A 15142-nucleotide genomic window follows, 5' to 3' on the forward strand; every position below is an offset into this window, starting at 1 on the left:
CCTGACGGGCCGTCAAGATAGAACAGGTTCTAGGAGAAGGGAACGGGGAGGGAGGGGGGCGGGGGCATCTTCGAGGTTGCTTTCCGGGGCCCTCCCCCTCCCCCTCCCCCTCCCCCTCCCTCCCCCACGCCACCCCACCCCGCCCACCACAAAGCCGCCTCTCAGCGGTCGAAGTCCAGCTCCACCGTCTCCGTCACCGGATGCGACTGGCAGGCCAGTACATAGCCGGCCTCCGTCTCCTCCGCCTCCAGTGCGAAGTTGCGCTCCATGCGTACCTCGCCCGAGACCAGGAAGGCACGACAGGTTCCGCACACCCCGCCCTTGCAGGCGTAGGGCGCGTCGGGACGGTTGCGCAGCACCGTGTCCAGCAAGGACTCGCCGTCCTGGACCGGCCAGGTGCCCCCGCGTCCGTCGAGCCGGGCGGTGACGGAGCTGTGCGCCGGTGCCGGGACGGTGGCCGCCGGGGTCGCTCCCGCGTCCACGTGGAAGATCTCCTGGTGAATGCGGGCCCGCTCCACGCCCAGCTCGCGCAGCGCCTTCTCCGCGCCCTCGACCAGTCCGAACGGCCCGCACAGAAACCATCCCGCCACCCGGTCCACCGGCAGCAGCACCGGCAGCAGTCCCGCGAGCCGCTCCCGGTCGAGCCGTCCGGACGGCAGGCCCGCCTGCTGCTCCTCACGGGAGAGCACGGTCACCAGCTGCAACCTCTCCGGGTAGCGGTCCTTCAGGTCGGCGACCTCCTCCAGGAACATCGTCGAGGCGGCCGTACGGTCGCTGCGTATCAGGCAGAACCGGGCCGCGGGCTCACGCGCCAGCAGCGTGGAGAGGATCGACAGGACGGGGGTGATACCGCTGCCGCCGACGATCGCCGCGTACAGGCCCGGTGCCGGTTCGACGGTGAAGCGTCCGGCGGGGGTCATCACCTCCAGCTCGTCGCCGACGTTGATCTCCTTCAGCGCGTACGTCGAGAAGGCCCCGCCCTCGACCAGGCGTACTCCCACGCGCAGCATGTCCGGGCCCTCGCCGGCCGGGTCGGGGGCCGGGGAGCAGATCGAGTACGTCCGCCGTATCTCGCTGCCGTCGGCGCGCCGCCGCAGGGCGAGGTGCTGCCCGGGTGCGTGCCGGTACTCCTCGCGCAGTTCCGGCGGGACGGCGAGGGTGAGGGCCACGGAATCGTCGGTGAGCCGGTCGACCGCGGCCACCGGGAGCGGGTGGAAGCGCGCCATCACAACTCCTTGAAGTGGTCGAACGGTTCGCGGCAGGACCGGCAGCGGCGCAGGGCCTTGCACGCGGTGGAGGAGAACCGGCTCAGCAGCTCGGTGTCCGCGGATCCGCAGTGCGGGCAGCGGACCGGGTCGGTGTCCTCGGCGACGGTGCGGGTCGCCCCCAGAGTCAGGGCTACCGGTCCCGGGTCGTGGCCCACCCGCGGGGGAGCGATGCCGAACTCCTGGAGCTTGCGGCGTCCTTCGGGGGTGATGTCGTCGGTCGACCAGGCGGGGGCGAGCACCGTGCGGACGGTGACCTCGCGCATGCCGTGGGCACGCAGTATCCGTTCGATGTCCAGGCTCATGGCCTCGATGGCGGGGCAGCCGGTGTAGGTCGGGGTGAGGTCGACCTCGACCGTGTCCGTGCCGCTGACGTGGATCGCGCGCAGCACGCCCAGCTCCTGGAGCGTGAGGACGGGCAGTTCCGGGTCGGGAACCGAACCGGCCAGCTCGAGGAGCTCTGCCTCCAGGGCGGTGGCCGTCACCATGACGCCCCCGGGTGGCTGCGGTGCAGGTGCTGCATCTCGGCGAGCATTCTCCCGAACGGCTCGGTGTGCAGGCCCTGCCGGCCGGCACCCGCCGACCACGCGCCCGTGCGCGGACCCTCGGGCACGGTCAGGGTGGCCCGGCCGAGTACGTCCGTCATGGACTCCAGCCAGCGGGCCTCCATGCCGGCCCAGTCGGCGTCCAGGCCGTCCACCGGCTGGAACATCTCCCCGGTGTACCGCCACAGCCCCGCGCAGGCGCGCTGCATCCGCTCCCGGCTGACGTCGGTGCCGTCGCCGAGGCGGAGCGTCCACTGCTCGGCGTGGTCGCGGTGGTAGGCGACCTCCTTGACGGCCTTCGCGGCCAGCGGCGCGAACGGACCGTCGCCGGTGGCCAGTTCGGTGTAGAGGAGCTGCTGGTAGGTGGAGAAGTACAGCTGGCGGGCGATGGTGTGCGCGAAGTCGCCGTTCGGCTGCTCGACCAGCTGGAGGTTGCGGAAGGCGCGCTCCTCGCGCAGGTAGGCCAGTTCGTCCTCGTCGCCTGCCATCGACAGCAGTACGCGGGCCTGGCCGAGCAGGTCGAGGGCGATGTTGGCGAGGGCGACCTCCTCCTCCAGGACGGGGGCGTGTCCGGCCCATTCCCCGAGGCGGTGGGAGAGCACCAGGGCGTCGTCGCCGAGGGCGAGTGCGGCTGTCACGGGGACGGTCGTGGTCACAGGTGCTTCACCCCTTCCGGGATCTCGTAGAAGGTCGGGTGCCGATAGGGCTTGTCGGCGGCCGGCTCGAAGAACGGGTCCTTTTCGTCGGGCGAGGAGGCGGTGATCGCGGCGGCGGGGACGACCCAGATCGAGACGCCTTCGCCGCGGCGGGTGTACAGGTCGCGGGCGTTGCGCAGGGCCAGTTCGGCGTCGGGCGCGTGCAGGCTGCCGGCGTGGGTGTGGGAGAGGCCGCGCCGGGAGCGCACGAAGACCTCCCACAGGGGCCAGTCGGTGTTCGTCATGCTCGCGTCTCTCCTGTCCCGGCGGTGGTCTTGGTGTGCTTGGCCGCGTGGGCGGTGGCCGCCTCCCTCACCCAGGCGCCCTCGTCGTGGGCGCGCCTGCGCTGGGTGATCCGCTGCTCGTTGCAGGGGCCGTTGCCCTTGAGGACCTCCCAGAACTCCGACCAGTCGATCGCGCCGAAGTCGTGGTGCCCCCGCTCCTCGTTCCATTTCAGGTCCGGGTCGGGGAGGGTCAGGCCCAGGGACTCGGCCTGCGGGACGCAGATGTCGACGAAGCGCTGGCGCAGCTCGTCGTTCGAGTGGCGCTTGATCTTCCACTCCATCGACTGCGCGGAGTGCTGTGATGCGTCGTCGGGTGGGCCGAACATCATGAGCGAGGGCCACCACCAGCGGTTCACCGCGTCCTGGGCCATGGCGTGCTGTTCCTCGGTGCCCTTGCTGAGGGCCAGCAGCAGCTCGTAGCCCTGGCGTTGGTGGAAGGACTCCTCCTTGCAGATCCGCACCATGGCGCGCGCGTACGGGCCGTAGGAGCAGCGGCACAGGGGGACCTGGTTGGTGATGGCCGCGCCGTCGACCAGCCAGCCGATCGCGCCGACGTCGGCCCAGGTCAGCGTGGGGTAGTTGAAGATCGAGGAGTACTTCTGGCGGCCGTTGTGCAGCTTGTCGAGCAGTTCGTCGCGGCCGGTGCCGAGGGTTTCGGCGGCGCTGTACAGGTACAGGCCGTGGCCGGCCTCGTCCTGGACCTTGGCCATCAGGATCGCCTTGCGGCGCAGACTGGGTGCGCGGGTGATCCAGTTGGCCTCGGGCTGCATGCCGATGATCTCGGAGTGCGCGTGCTGGGCGATCTGGCGGACCAGGGTCGCGCGGTAGGCGTCGGGCATCCAGTCGCGCGGCTCGATGCGTTCGTCGGCGGCCACGGCCGCGTCGAAGGCGCGCTGGTACTCCGCCGTGTCGTCGGCGGTGGCCCGTGTGCCGTCCGCCTCCGGGCGGGCCGTGCGGTGCGCGGCTGCTGTGGCCATGCGGTCCCCCTGACCTCGGGCTCTGCTGGAATTCGGAACCGACCGATCGTTCGGTCCGTGCGTCATCAATGGTGTGCCGGGCCGCTGCCGGGTGTCAACCGCTGTGGAAAACCTTGCGGGCCGCCGGTGGAAAACGGCGGGACGGGCGGGCCGGCGTGGTGAGGGCCACTGCATCGGGCCGTACCCGGGGCTGCGCCGAGCGGCCGGGGCTGAGTACCGTTCCGTGCGAGTGCCGAGGAGTGGCGCTCGGGAAGAGTGCGGCGCCAGTGGCGGTGCCGGGACGACCGGGTGGAAGCGGGGGACGGGGCGACATGGACGCGTACGACGAGGACTCGCAGGCCCCTGACGGGCCCGACGGGTCGACCGGGGCGCGTCGCCCGGAGGTCCCCGAGCGCCGCGGGGATCCCGCCCGCGAGGCCTCCGGCGGCCCCGAGGCCTCCGGCGACCCCAAAGGCTCCCCGCCCCCCGAGGGCTCCCCGCCCCCCGAGTCGGCGCTCCTTCCGGCGGCACTGCGCACCGGCGTCGCCGCCCTCTCCCCGCGCTACCAGGTCGGCGCGGCGGTCGCGCTCGCGGTGGTGGCCGTCGCCGCCTGTGTGCATCTGGCGATGGTGTTCCTGAGTATCGCGCCGGCGAACACGGTGACCAAGCAGCACGGCAAGGCGATAGAGGAGTGGGTGTACCCGGAGTTCGAGCAGAACTGGAAGCTGTTCGCCCCCAACCCGCTGCAGCAGAACATCGCCGTCCAGGCGCGCGCCGAGGTGCGGATGAAGGACGGCAGCCTGCGCACCACCGGCTGGAGGGACCTTTCCGCCCAGGACGGCGCCGACATCGACGGCAGCCTGGTGCCCAGCCACACCCAGCAGAACGAGCTGCGTCGTGCCTGGGACTTCTTCGTCGCCACGCACGGCGCCGACAACCGGCCGGTCGGCATGCGCGGCGCGCTGTCCGAGCAGTACGTGCGCCGGATCGTCGTGATGCGCCTGGGCCGGGAGGACGCGATCAGCCGGGAGGGTGACATCCAGCGCGTTCAGGTCCGCTCCCGCACCACCAATGTGCAGCCGCCCAGGTGGAGCCGCGAGAAGATCTCCGACAAGCCCGTCTTCCGTCTGCTGCCCTGGTGGACGGTGGCCGCCGACGAGGCCGCGGGGGGTGTGCGGTGAACCGTCTGTCCCTGACGCTCTCACGGGGCATCGCCCGCGTCACCGAGTCGCCGCTGGGCCGGTACCAGAGCGCCGTGATCCGCATCGGCTTCGCCGCGACCTGGCTGCTGTTCCTGCTGCGGGAGTTTCCCCACCGCCAGGAGCTGTACGGTCCCGACGGTCCCTGGAGCTGGGACCTCGCCCAGCAGCTGACCTCCGACAACCACGCCTTCACGGCCCTGATGTGGTCCGACGGACAGGCCTGGTTCGAGGCCTTCTACCTGCTGGCGATCCTCTCCAGCGCGGCGCTGCTGCTGGGCTGGCGCACCCGGACCGCGTCCGTGCTGTTCATGGTGGGGGTGCTGTCGCTGCAGAACCGCAGCGTCTTCGTCGGCGACGGCGGCGACAACGTCCTGCACCTGATGTCCTTCTATCTGGTGTTCACGCGGTGCGGCGGGGTGTGGTCGCTGGACGCCCGGCGGGCCGCCCGCCAGGAGGAGGCACGCGCGCGTGGGGAGCGGGTCCGCCCCGACCGGGTGGGGCCGGTGCTGTGGGCGGTGCTCGGTCTCGTCCTCGTCGGGGTGACGCTGGCCGGCCGGTTCGACAACGGCCGGCTGGTGCCCGCGCTGCTGTGGACGGCCTGGGTGGTGCTCGGCCTGTGGGGCGCCGTGCAGCGCCGGGCCGGGGCGCGGGAGCCGCGGATCCTGCTGGACGTGATCGCCAACGTCCTGCACAACGGCGCCCTGTTCGTGATCATGGCCGAGGCCTGCCTGATATACGCCACGGCCGGCTGGTACAAGATCCAGGGCTCGCGCTGGCAGGACGGCACCGCCGTCTACTATCCGCTCCACCTGGACTACTTCTCGCCGTGGCCCGCCCTGGCCGACCTGATGTCCTCCAGCGGCACGATCATGATGATCGTGACCTACGGGACGGTCATGGTGCAGGTCGCCTTCCCGTTCACCCTGTTCAACCGGCGGGTCAAGAACGTCCTGCTGGTGCTGATGATGACCGAGCACGCCGTGATCGCGGTCGTCCTCGGGCTGCCGTTCTTCTCGCTGGCGATGATCACGGCCGACGCGGTCTTCCTGCCGACGTCCATCCTGCTGCTGCTCGGCGGCCTCGCCGCACGCGCCCGTGGCCGGCTGACCCGGCGCGACGGTGACGGCGACCGCGCGCTGCCGCCGCCGCGCTCGCCGGAGGAGAGCACGCGGGGCCGCGTAGGGTTCACGGCATGACCGATCCCGTGACCCGCTGGCGCGAGCGCGCCGGTGCCGCCGTGCTGCTCGACGGGTACCACGCCCTCAAGCACGCCCTGCGCTTCGGCGCGGAGGTCCCGGTGGCGGTCACCACCGACCGGCGGGCCACGCTGGCCCTCGCCGAGGAACTGGCCGGCGACGTCAGGGACTCGCTGGACGCGCTGCTGGTGGAGGTGTCACGGGAGACGTACGCCTCGCTCGTGCCGCGTCCCCACCCGACAGGTGTCGCCGCCCTGGCCGTACGGCCCTCCCGTGAGACCCATCTGCGGGCGCTCGCCCGCACGCCCCGCACCGCGCCGATCGTGGTCCTCGACAACCCGCGCAACCTGGGCAACGCCGGGGCCGTGATCCGGCTGGCCGCCGGTTTCGGGGCGACCGGAGTGGTCACCACCGGCACACTCGACCCCTGGCACCCCACGGTGGTGCGCGGCGGAGCTGGGCTGCACTTCGCGACCGCCGTGGAGCGGCTCGGCGTCGAGGAACTGCCCTCCGGGCCGCTGTTCGCCCTCGATCCGGAAGGCGACGACATCCGGGGCACCAAGCTGCCCGACGACGCCGTCCTGGCCTTCGGCTCGGAGCGCAGCGGCCTGTCGGCGGAGCTGCGCGCGCGTGCCGGCCATCTGCTGCGACTGCCGATGCGCCCCCAGGTCTCCAGCTACAACCTGGCCACGAGTGTGGCCATGACGCTGTACCACTGGAGTGTCACCGGGGGCGCACCCTCGGCTTCCTAGGCCTCCCGGCGGACCTCCACCACCCGGAAGCGGCCCGCCACGAACGCGCCGTCGGTGAGGGCCGCGTTCGCCGCCGGGTTGCCGCCGGAGCCGTGGAAGTCGGAGAAGGCCGCCGTCTGGTTCACGTACACCCCGCCGGTGAGGTTGAGGGACAGCTGGGCGGCCTCCTCCAGGCAGACCTCCTCGACGGCCCGCTCGACCTCCGCGTCGGTGGTGTACGCGCCGACCGTCATGGCGCCCTTCTCGCGGACCGTGCGGCGCAGCAGCTCCACCGCGTCGGTCACCGAGTCGACCGCGACGGCGAAGGAGACGGGGCCGAAGCACTCGCTCATGTAGGCGGCCTCGTCGTCCGGCTTGGCGCCGTCCAGCTTGACGATCACGGGGGTGCGGACGGCCGCCCCCGGGAACTCGGGGTTGGTGATCTCACGGGAGGCGAGGGCGACCTCGCCGAGCCCGGCCGCCGCCTCCAGGCGGGCCTTCACGTCGGGGTTGACGATCGCGCCGAGCAGGGCGTTCGCGCGCGCGTCGTCGCCGAGGAGGCCGTCGACGGCGCGGGCGAGGTCGGCGGTCACCTCGTCGAAGGTCTTGGGGCCCTCGTCGGTGCGGATGCCGTCGCGCGGGATCAGCAGGTTCTGCGGGGTGGTGCACATCTGGCCGCTGTACAGCGACAGCGAGAAGGCCAGGTTGGACAGCATGCCCCGGTAGTCGTCGGTCGACTCCACGACGACCGTGTTGACGCCGGCCTTCTCCGTGTAGACCTGCGCCTGGCGGGCGTTGGCCTCCAGCCAGTCGCCGAAGGACGTCGAGCCGGTGTAGTCGATGATCCGGATCTCGGGGCGGGTGGCGAGGGTCTTGGCGATGCCCTCGCCGGGCCGTTCGGCGGCCAGGGCGACCAGGTTCGGGTCGAAGCCGGCCTCGGTGAGCACCTGGCGGGCGACCTGCACCGTGAGCGCGAGCGGCAGCACCGCCCGCGGGTGCGGCTTGACCAGCACCGCGTTGCCGGTGGCCAGGGAGGCGAACAGGCCCGGGTAGCCGTTCCACGTCGGGAAGGTGTTGCAGCCGATGACCAGGCCGATGCCGCGCGGGACCGGTGTGAACCGCTTGGTCAGCGCCAGCGGGTCGCGCTTGCCCTGCGGCTTGGTCCACTCCGCCGTCTCCGGCGTGCGGACCTGCTCCGCGTACGCGTACGCCACCGCCTCCAGGCCGCGGTCCTGCGCGTGCGGGCCGCCCGCCTGGAACGCCATCATGAAGGCCTGTCCGCTGGTGTGCATGACCGCGTGCGCGAACTCGTGCGTCCGGTCGCTGATCCGCTTCAGGATCTCCACACAGACCACCGCACGGGTCTCCGCGCCCGCGTCCCGCCAGGCCCGCTGTCCCGCCCTCATGGCCGGCAGCAGTACCTCGACGTCCGCGTGCGGGTAGGTCACGCCCAGCTCGATGCCGTACGGCGAGACCTCGCCGCCGACCCAGTCGTCGGTGCCGGGCTGGCCGAGGTCGAGGCGGGTACCGAGGAGGGCGTCGAAAGCGGCCTTGCCCGCCGCCGCGTCCAGGCTGCCGTGCTCACCGTAGGCCTTGGGGTGCTCGGGGTGCGGAGACCAGTACGCGCGCGTGCGGATCGCTTCCAGCGCCTGGTCGAGAGTGGGCCGGTGCTTGGCGATCAGCTCGTGCGCGGTCAGTTCGGCGGCCATGCGGGACCAACTCCTCGTCTGGAGAACTCTTCCTCGAGTTCACGACCTGGCAGAAAGAGCAGCGGGATGGGACGGTCAGAGCTAGAGTAACCGAACGATCGGTCGGGACAAGGGGGTCCGCCGCATCTGTGGAAAACGTCGTGCGGGAGGATCGCGCACATGACAGCACTCGACCTCAGCAGCCCCGTGGCCGTCGTCGGCACCGGCACCATGGGCCAGGGCATCGCCCAGGTCGCGCTGGTCGCCGGCCACCCCGTGCGGCTCTACGACGCCGTTGCCGGGCGTGCCCAGGAGGCGGCCGCAGCGATCGGCGACCGCCTCGACCGGCTCGTGGCGAAGGACCGGCTCACCGCCGCCGAACGGGACGCGGCCCGCGCCCGGCTCACGCCCGCCGCCGGCCTCGCCGAGCTGGCCGACTGTGCGCTGGTGGTCGAGGCCGTCCTGGAGCGGCTGGACGTCAAGCAGCAGCTCTTCCGCGGGCTGGAGGGGATCGTCGCCGACGACTGCCTGCTCGCCACCAACACCTCCTCCCTGTCGGTGACGGCCATCGGCGGCGCCCTCACCCACCCCGGCCGCTTCGTGGGCCTGCACTTCTTCAACCCGGCCCCGCTGCTGCCGCTGGTCGAGGTCGTCTCCGGGTTCGCCACCGACGTCACGTCGGCCACGCGCGCGTACGAGACCGCACGGGCCTGGGGCAAGACCCCCGTGGCCTGCGCGGACACCCCCGGCTTCATCGTCAACCGCATCGCCCGGCCCTTCTACGCCGAGGCCTTCGCCGTCTACGAGGCCCAGGCCGCCGACCCGGCCACCATCGACGCGGTCCTGCGCGAGTGCGGCGGCTTCCGGATGGGCGCCTTCGAGCTGACCGACCTCATCGGGCAGGACGTCAACGAGTCCGTCACCCACTCGGTGTGGCAGTCCTTCTTCCAGGACGTCCGCTTCACGCCCTCGCTCGCCCAGCGCCGGTTGGTCGAGTCCGGGCGGCTCGGCCGCAAGAGCGGCCACGGCTGGTACGACTACGCCGAGGGCGCCGAGCGCCCCGAGCCGCACACCGCCGAGAAGGAGCAGCCGCCCGCCCACGTAACCGCCGAGGGAGGCCTCGGCCCCGCCGCCGACCTGCTCACGCTGATCCGCGAGGCGGGCATCACGGTCCGCGAGGAGGACGAGGACAACGGCACCCGGCTGGTGCTGCCCAGCGGCGGCCAGCTGGTCCTCGCCGACGGCCAGACCTCCGTGGAGTTCCGCGACGTCGTCTACTTCGACCTCGCCCTCGACTACCGCAAGGCCACCCGCATCGCCCTGTCCGCCTCCCAGGACACCTCGCCGCAGACCCTCGCCGAGGCCACCGGCCTCTTCCAGGCGCTCGGCAAGGACGTCAGCGTCATCGGCGACGTGCCCGGAATGATCGTCGCCCGCACGGTCGCCCGGCTCGTCGACCTCGCGCACGACGCCGTCGCCAAGGGCGTGGCCACCGAGGAGGACGTCGACACCGCGATGCTCCTGGGCGTCAACCACCCGCTCGGCCCCTTCGAGTGGAGCCGCAGGCTCGGCCGCGGCTGGGCCTACGACCTCCTGGACGACCTGCACCTGCGCGACCCCTCCGGCCGGTACGCGCCGTCCCTCGCGCTCTACCGTCACGCGTACGCCACCGACAAGCGGGAGGGCACCCCATGACCACCGCCAAGCGCGACACGTACACCCCCGAGACGCTGCTCTCCGTCGCCGTCCAGGTCTTCATCGAGCGTGGTTACGACGGCACCTCCATGGAGCACCTCTCCAAGGCGGCCGGCATCTCCAAGTCCTCGATCTACCACCACGTCAGCGGCAAGGAGGAACTGCTGCGCCGGGCCGTCAGCCGGGCGCTGGAGGGCCTGTTCGGGATCCTCGAGGAGGAGCACGCGCGCGTGGGGCGTCCCGCGGACCGTCTGGAGCACGTCGTGCGGCGCACGGTCGAGGTGCTCATATCCGAGCTGCCCTACGTGACGCTGCTGCTGCGCGTGCGCGGCAACACCGAGACCGAGCGCTGGGCGCTGGAGCGGCGCCGCGACTTCGACCACCGGGTCGCCGAGCTGCTGAAGGCCGCGGCCGCCGACGGCGACATAAGAGGCGACGTCGACGTGCGCCTGGCCACCCGGCTGGTCTTCGGCATGATCAACTCCGTCGTGGAGTGGTACCGGCCGGACACCCGCGGTGCCAGCGGCCGCGAGGTGGCCGACGCGGTGGTCCGGCTCGCCTTCTCGGGCCTGCGGCAGAGCTGAGGCCGGGCCCTCTCCGACCGGGGCCCCTCCGACGGAGGCCCGACCGGGCCCCCTGCGACCGGGCCCCCTGCGACCGGGGTCCCTCTGACCGGGGCGCGACCTGGACCCTCCGACTCAGGTCTCCGGCTCCAGGTCCTCCTCCTCGAACACCAGCAGCGTGCGGGTACTGAGGACCTCGGGGATCGCCTGGAGCCGGGTGAGCACCAGCTCGCGCAACGCCCTGTTGTCGGGCGTGTGCACCAGCAGCAGAACGTCGAAGTCGCCGCCCACCAGGGCGATGTGGGAGGCGCCGGGCAGCTGTCTGAGCTGTTCGCGGACCGTGCGCCATGAGTTCTGGACGATCTTCAGCGTGATGTACGCCGACGTGCCGTGCCCCGCCCGCTCGTGGTCGACGCGGGCACTGAACCCCCGGATCACCCCGTCCTCGACCAGACGGTTGATGCGCGCGTAGGCGTTGGCACGGGAGACGTGGACGCGCTCGGCCACGGACCGTATCGAGGCCCGGCCGTCCGCCTGCAGGATCTTCAGGATGTCCTGGTCGATGGCGTCCAGCGGACGCGGCGGTGGCAGAACGGCTCCGTCCCGCGGTCCGTCGGCCATTTGTTCAGTTGCCATGTCCCCCCGCTTCATCGCCGTAGACGTCCTGCATTCATTCCAGGTTGCGGAGAACCGTTTGTCCACAGCCTGACGGGGCCTGTAGCCAAAATGTGCCGACGACCGAACAATCGGTAGGTGAGGCGAGTCACAGCCGACGCGCCTCCCGTAGCCACTCCCACGAGGAGGTGCCGTCATGACGGTCATGGAGCAGCGGGGCGCGTACCGGCCATCGCCGCCGCCCGCCTGGCAGCCCCGTATGGACCCCGCGCCGCTGCTGCCCGACGCCGAGCCCTACCGCGTCCTCGGCACCGAGGCGGCCGCCAAGGCCGACCCGGACCTGCTGCGCCGGCTGTACGCCCAGCTGGTGCGCGGCCGACGCTACAACGCGCAGGCCACCGCGCTGACCAAGCAGGGCCGCCTCGCCGTCTACCCCTCCAGCACCGGACAGGAGGCCTGCGAGGTCGCCGCCGCCCTGGCCCTGGAGGAGCGCGACTGGCTCTTCCCCAGCTACCGCGACACCCTCGCCGTGGTCGCCCGGGGCGTCGACCCCGTCGAGGCGCTCACCCTGCTGCGCGGCGACTGGCACAGCGGCTACGACCCCCACGCCCACCGTGTGGCACCCCTCAGCACCCCGCTGGCCACCCAGCTCCCGCACGCCGTCGGCCTCGCGCACGCCGCCCGCCTCAAGGGCGACGACGTGGTCGCGCTCGCCATGGTCGGCGACGGCGGCACCAGCGAGGGCGATTTCCACGAGGCCCTCAACTTCGCCGCCGTCTGGCAGGCACCGGTCGTCTTCCTGGTGCAGAACAACGGCTTCGCCATCTCCGTCCCGCTCGCCAAGCAGACCGCCGCGCCCTCCCTGGCCCACAAGGCCGTCGGCTACGGCATGCCGGGCCGGCTGGTCGACGGCAACGACGCGGCCGCCGTTCACGAGGTGCTCAGCGACGCCGTACGGCACGCGCGGGCGGGCGGCGGACCCACCCTGGTGGAGGCGGTGACGTACCGCATCGACGCCCACACCAACGCCGACGACGCCACCCGCTACCGCGGCGACGCCGAGGTGGAGGCCTGGCGCGCCCACGACCCGATCCGGCTGCTGGAACAGGAGCTGACCGCGCGCGGCCTGCTCGACGAGGCCGGTGTCGAGGCCGCCCGCCATGACGCCGAGGAGATGGCTGCGGACCTGCGAGAACGCATGAACCGGGACCCCGAACTGAACCCCATGGACCTCTTCGACCACGTCTACGCCGAGACCACCGCGCAACTGCGCGAGCAGCGCGCCCTGTTGCGCGCCGAGCTCGAGGCCGAGCAGGACGACCAGGAAGGCGGCCCGCGATGACCACGGTCGCCGTCAAGCCCGCCACCATGGCGCAGGCCCTCACGCGCGCGATGCGCGACGCGATGGCCGCCGATCCCTCCGTGCACGTCATGGGCGAGGACGTCGGCACCCTCGGCGGTGTCTTCCGCGTCACCGACGGGCTCGCCAAGGAGTTCGGCGAGGACCGCTGCACCGACACCCCGCTCGCAGAAGCGGGCATCCTCGGCGCCGCCGTCGGCATGGCCATGTACGGCCTGCGCCCGGTCGTCGAGATGCAGTTCGACGCCTTCGCCTACCCGGCGTTCGAGCAGCTGATCAGCCATGTCTCCCGGATGCGCAACCGCACCCGCGGCCGGATGCCCCTGCCGATCACCGTGCGCGTCCCCTACGGCGGCGGCATCGGCGGCGTCGAGCACCACAGCGACTCCTCCGAGGCCTACTACATGGCCACCCCGGGCCTCCACGTCGTCACGCCCGCGACCGTCGCCGACGCCTACGGCCTGCTGAGGCAGGCCATTGCCTCCGACGACCCGGTGGTCTTCCTGGAGCCCAAGCGGCTCTACTGGTCCAAGGACTCCTGGAACCCCGAGCAGCCCACGGACGTCGAGCCCATCGGCCGCGCCGTGGTGCGGCGGCCCGGGAGCAGCGCCACGCTCCTCACCTACGGCCCGTCCCTGCCGGTCTGCCTGGAGGCCGCCGAGGCGGCCCGGGCGGAGGGCTGGGACCTGGAAGTGGTCGACCTGCGCTCCTTGGTGCCGTTCGACGACGAGACGGTGTGCGCGGCCGTCCGGCGCACCGGGCGCGCGGTCGTCGTGCACGAGTCGACCGGATTCGGCGGCCCCGGCGGCGAGATCGCGGCCCGGATCACCGAGCGCTGCTTCCACCACCTGGAGGCGCCGGTGCTGCGCGTGGCCGGCTTCGACCTCCCCTACCCGCCGCCGATGCTGGAGCGGCACCACCTGCCCGGCGTCGACCGCATCCTGGACGCCGTGGCGCGCCTGCAGTGGGAGGCCGAGGGCTGATGGCACAGGTGCTGGAGTTCAAGCTCCCCGACCTCGGCGAAGGCCTCACCGAGGCGGAGATCGTCCGCTGGCTGGTGCAGGTCGGTGACGTCGTCGCCGTCGACCAGCCGGTCGTGGAGGTCGAGACGGCCAAGGCGATGGTCGAGGTCCCCTGCCCGTATGGGGGCGTGGTCACCGCCCGCTTCGGCGAGGAGGGCACGGAACTGCCCGTCGGCGCCCCGCTGCTGACGGTGGCGGTGGGGCCCGAGGCCCCCCGGACCGCGGGAGGGGACGCCGAGGGATCGGGCAACGTCCTCGTCGGATACGGCACCTCCGAAGCGCCGACGCGGCGCCGAAGGGTGCGGTCGGCGGCCGCCAACGGTCAGGTGAGGGAGCCCGCTCCGGCACCCCCCGCCCAGCCCGCTCCGGCACCTCCCGCCCCCGGGCCGGCGCCCGCCGAGGGACCGGTCCCCGTGATCTCCCCGCTGGTGCGCCGACTCGCCCGGGACAACGGCCTGGACCTGCGGCAGCTGAGCGGTTCGGGACCTGACGGGCTGATCCTGCGGGCAGACGTCGAGGGCGCGCTGCGAGCCAAGGCCGCCCCGGCCCCCGTGACGGAGGAACCGGCCGCCCGCGTCTCCCCCGTCCGCAACGGCATCCGCACCCCCCTCCAGGGCGTCCGGGGCGCCGTAGCCGACAAGCTCTCCCGCAGCCGGCGTGAGATCCCCGACGCCACCTGCTGGGTCGACGCCGACGCGACGGAACTCATGCGCGCACGATCCGCCATGAACGCCGCCGGAGCACCGAAGATCTCCCTCCTCGCGCTGCTCGCCCGGATCTGCACCGCCGCCCTCGCGCGCCACCCGGAGCTGAACTCCTACGTCGACACCGAGGCCCGCGAGGTCGTGCAACTCGACCAGGTGCACCTCGGGTTCGCCGCGCAGACCGAGCGCGGGCTCGTCGTGCCGGTCGTCCGGGACGCCCACGCGCGCGACGCCGAATCGCTGACCGCGGAGTTCGCCCGGCTCACCGAGGCCGCCCGGACCGGGACACTCACGCCCGGGGAACTCACCGGGGGGACCTTCACGCTGAACAACTACGGCGTCTTCGGCGTCGACGGCTCCACCCCGATCATCAACCACCCCGAGGCCGCCATGCTCGGCGTCGGCCGCATCGTCCCCAAGCCCTGGGTGCACGAGGGCGAGCTGGCCGTGCGCCAGGTCGTCCAGCTCTCGCTCACCTTCGACCACCGGGTGTGCGACGGCGGCACGGCGGGCGGCTTCCTGCGGTACGTGGCGGACTGTGTGGAACAGCCGGCGGTGCTGCTGCGCACCCTGTGACCCCGCAGCAGGGCCCGGGGAACGCCGCACGCGAGTGTTCCCCGC

Annotated in this window: 15 protein-coding genes; 8 read left to right on the plus strand and 7 right to left on the minus strand. The window is 72.4% G+C overall.

Features of this window, described 5'->3' with window-relative positions; all coding sequences use genetic code 11:
• Positions 1-161: 161 nt before the first annotated feature.
• From ACFZDC_RS04880 to paaA, 5 genes are read right to left on the minus strand one after another with little or no spacing between them, the layout of a single operon-like run.
• The gene (locus ACFZDC_RS04880) at positions 162-1226 is read right to left on the minus strand and encodes a 2Fe-2S iron-sulfur cluster-binding protein (RefSeq protein ID WP_391320152.1); all 1065 of its coding nucleotides are present in this window, start codon (positions 1224-1226) and stop codon (positions 162-164) included.
• Positions 1226-1753 carry a 1,2-phenylacetyl-CoA epoxidase subunit PaaD gene (gene paaD, locus ACFZDC_RS04885; protein ID WP_391320153.1) on the minus strand — a complete coding sequence of 176 codons (528 nt, stop codon included), beginning with the start codon at positions 1751-1753 and terminating at the stop codon, positions 1226-1228. The genes ACFZDC_RS04880 and paaD overlap by 1 nt, the downstream gene beginning before the upstream one ends.
• Positions 1747-2466: a 1,2-phenylacetyl-CoA epoxidase subunit PaaC gene (gene paaC, locus ACFZDC_RS04890; protein WP_391320155.1), complete on the minus strand. Its 720-nt coding sequence runs from the start codon at positions 2464-2466 to the stop codon at positions 1747-1749. The genes paaD and paaC overlap by 7 nt, the downstream gene beginning before the upstream one ends.
• Positions 2463-2750, minus strand: a complete 288-nt coding sequence (gene paaB / locus ACFZDC_RS04895) for a 1,2-phenylacetyl-CoA epoxidase subunit PaaB (protein ID WP_094218582.1) — start codon at positions 2748-2750, stop codon at positions 2463-2465. Before paaB ends, paaC begins: the two co-directional genes overlap by 4 nt.
• Positions 2747-3766: a 1,2-phenylacetyl-CoA epoxidase subunit PaaA gene (gene paaA / locus ACFZDC_RS04900; protein WP_391320157.1), complete on the minus strand. Its 1020-nt coding sequence runs from the start codon at positions 3764-3766 to the stop codon at positions 2747-2749. The genes paaB and paaA overlap by 4 nt, the downstream gene beginning before the upstream one ends.
• 311 nt (positions 3767-4077) lie before the next feature.
• Here paaA and ACFZDC_RS04905 point away from each other — a divergent pair, with 311 nt between their 5' ends.
• The 3 genes from ACFZDC_RS04905 to ACFZDC_RS04915 are packed head-to-tail and all read left to right on the plus strand — an operon-like array spanning position 4078 to position 6895.
• Entirely contained in the window at positions 4078-4926 is an 849-nt protein-coding gene (locus ACFZDC_RS04905) for a DUF5819 family protein (RefSeq protein WP_391320159.1), read from the plus strand.
• Positions 4923-6143 carry an HTTM domain-containing protein gene (locus ACFZDC_RS04910; protein WP_391320161.1) on the plus strand — a complete coding sequence of 407 codons (1221 nt, stop codon included), beginning with the start codon at positions 4923-4925 and terminating at the stop codon, positions 6141-6143. Before ACFZDC_RS04905 ends, ACFZDC_RS04910 begins: the two co-directional genes overlap by 4 nt.
• On the plus strand, positions 6140-6895 hold the full coding sequence (locus ACFZDC_RS04915; RefSeq protein WP_391320163.1) for a TrmH family RNA methyltransferase: 756 nt from the start codon (positions 6140-6142) through the stop codon (positions 6893-6895). The genes ACFZDC_RS04910 and ACFZDC_RS04915 overlap by 4 nt, the downstream gene beginning before the upstream one ends.
• On the opposite strand, the gene paaN is transcribed toward ACFZDC_RS04915, so the two are convergent.
• A complete protein-coding gene (gene paaN, locus ACFZDC_RS04920; RefSeq protein WP_391320165.1) occupies positions 6892-8583 on the minus strand; it encodes a phenylacetic acid degradation protein PaaN in 1692 nt (563 codons plus the stop codon). The two genes, ACFZDC_RS04915 and paaN, sit on opposite strands and share 4 nt — an antisense overlap.
• 159 nt (positions 8584-8742) lie before the next feature.
• On the opposite strand from paaN, the gene ACFZDC_RS04925 reads away from it, so the two are divergent.
• Together ACFZDC_RS04925 and ACFZDC_RS04930 are read left to right on the plus strand one after the other, a co-directional pair.
• Complete coding sequence (locus ACFZDC_RS04925) at positions 8743-10257, plus strand: 3-hydroxyacyl-CoA dehydrogenase (RefSeq protein ID WP_391320167.1); 1515 nt, start codon at positions 8743-8745, stop codon at positions 10255-10257.
• Positions 10254-10841, plus strand: coding sequence for a TetR family transcriptional regulator (locus ACFZDC_RS04930; protein ID WP_391320169.1), 588 nt, complete (start codon positions 10254-10256; stop codon positions 10839-10841). Before ACFZDC_RS04925 ends, ACFZDC_RS04930 begins: the two co-directional genes overlap by 4 nt.
• Positions 10842-10955: 114 nt before the next feature.
• Here the strand turns inward: ACFZDC_RS04930 and ACFZDC_RS04935 are convergent, their stop codons facing one another.
• Positions 10956-11441, minus strand: coding sequence for a winged helix-turn-helix transcriptional regulator (locus ACFZDC_RS04935; protein ID WP_391320700.1), 486 nt, complete (start codon positions 11439-11441; stop codon positions 10956-10958).
• 190 nt (positions 11442-11631) lie between these two features.
• On the opposite strand from ACFZDC_RS04935, the gene pdhA reads away from it, so the two are divergent.
• Genes pdhA through ACFZDC_RS04950 form a run of 3 tightly spaced genes read left to right on the plus strand, consistent with a single transcriptional unit; the run spans position 11632 to position 15097 of the window.
• A complete protein-coding gene (gene pdhA / locus ACFZDC_RS04940; RefSeq protein WP_391320170.1) occupies positions 11632-12777 on the plus strand; it encodes a pyruvate dehydrogenase (acetyl-transferring) E1 component subunit alpha in 1146 nt (381 codons plus the stop codon).
• Entirely contained in the window at positions 12774-13778 is a 1005-nt protein-coding gene (locus tag ACFZDC_RS04945) for a transketolase C-terminal domain-containing protein (RefSeq protein ID WP_391320172.1), read from the plus strand. The genes pdhA and ACFZDC_RS04945 overlap by 4 nt, the downstream gene beginning before the upstream one ends.
• Positions 13778-15097, plus strand: a complete 1320-nt coding sequence (locus ACFZDC_RS04950) for a 2-oxo acid dehydrogenase subunit E2 (protein WP_391320174.1) — start codon at positions 13778-13780, stop codon at positions 15095-15097. The genes ACFZDC_RS04945 and ACFZDC_RS04950 overlap by 1 nt, the downstream gene beginning before the upstream one ends.
• The last annotated feature ends 45 nt before the right edge of the window (positions 15098-15142 follow it).

The organism is Streptomyces sp. NPDC007905, from assembly GCF_042959345.1.
Classification (GTDB): domain Bacteria; phylum Actinomycetota; class Actinomycetes; order Streptomycetales; family Streptomycetaceae; genus Streptomyces.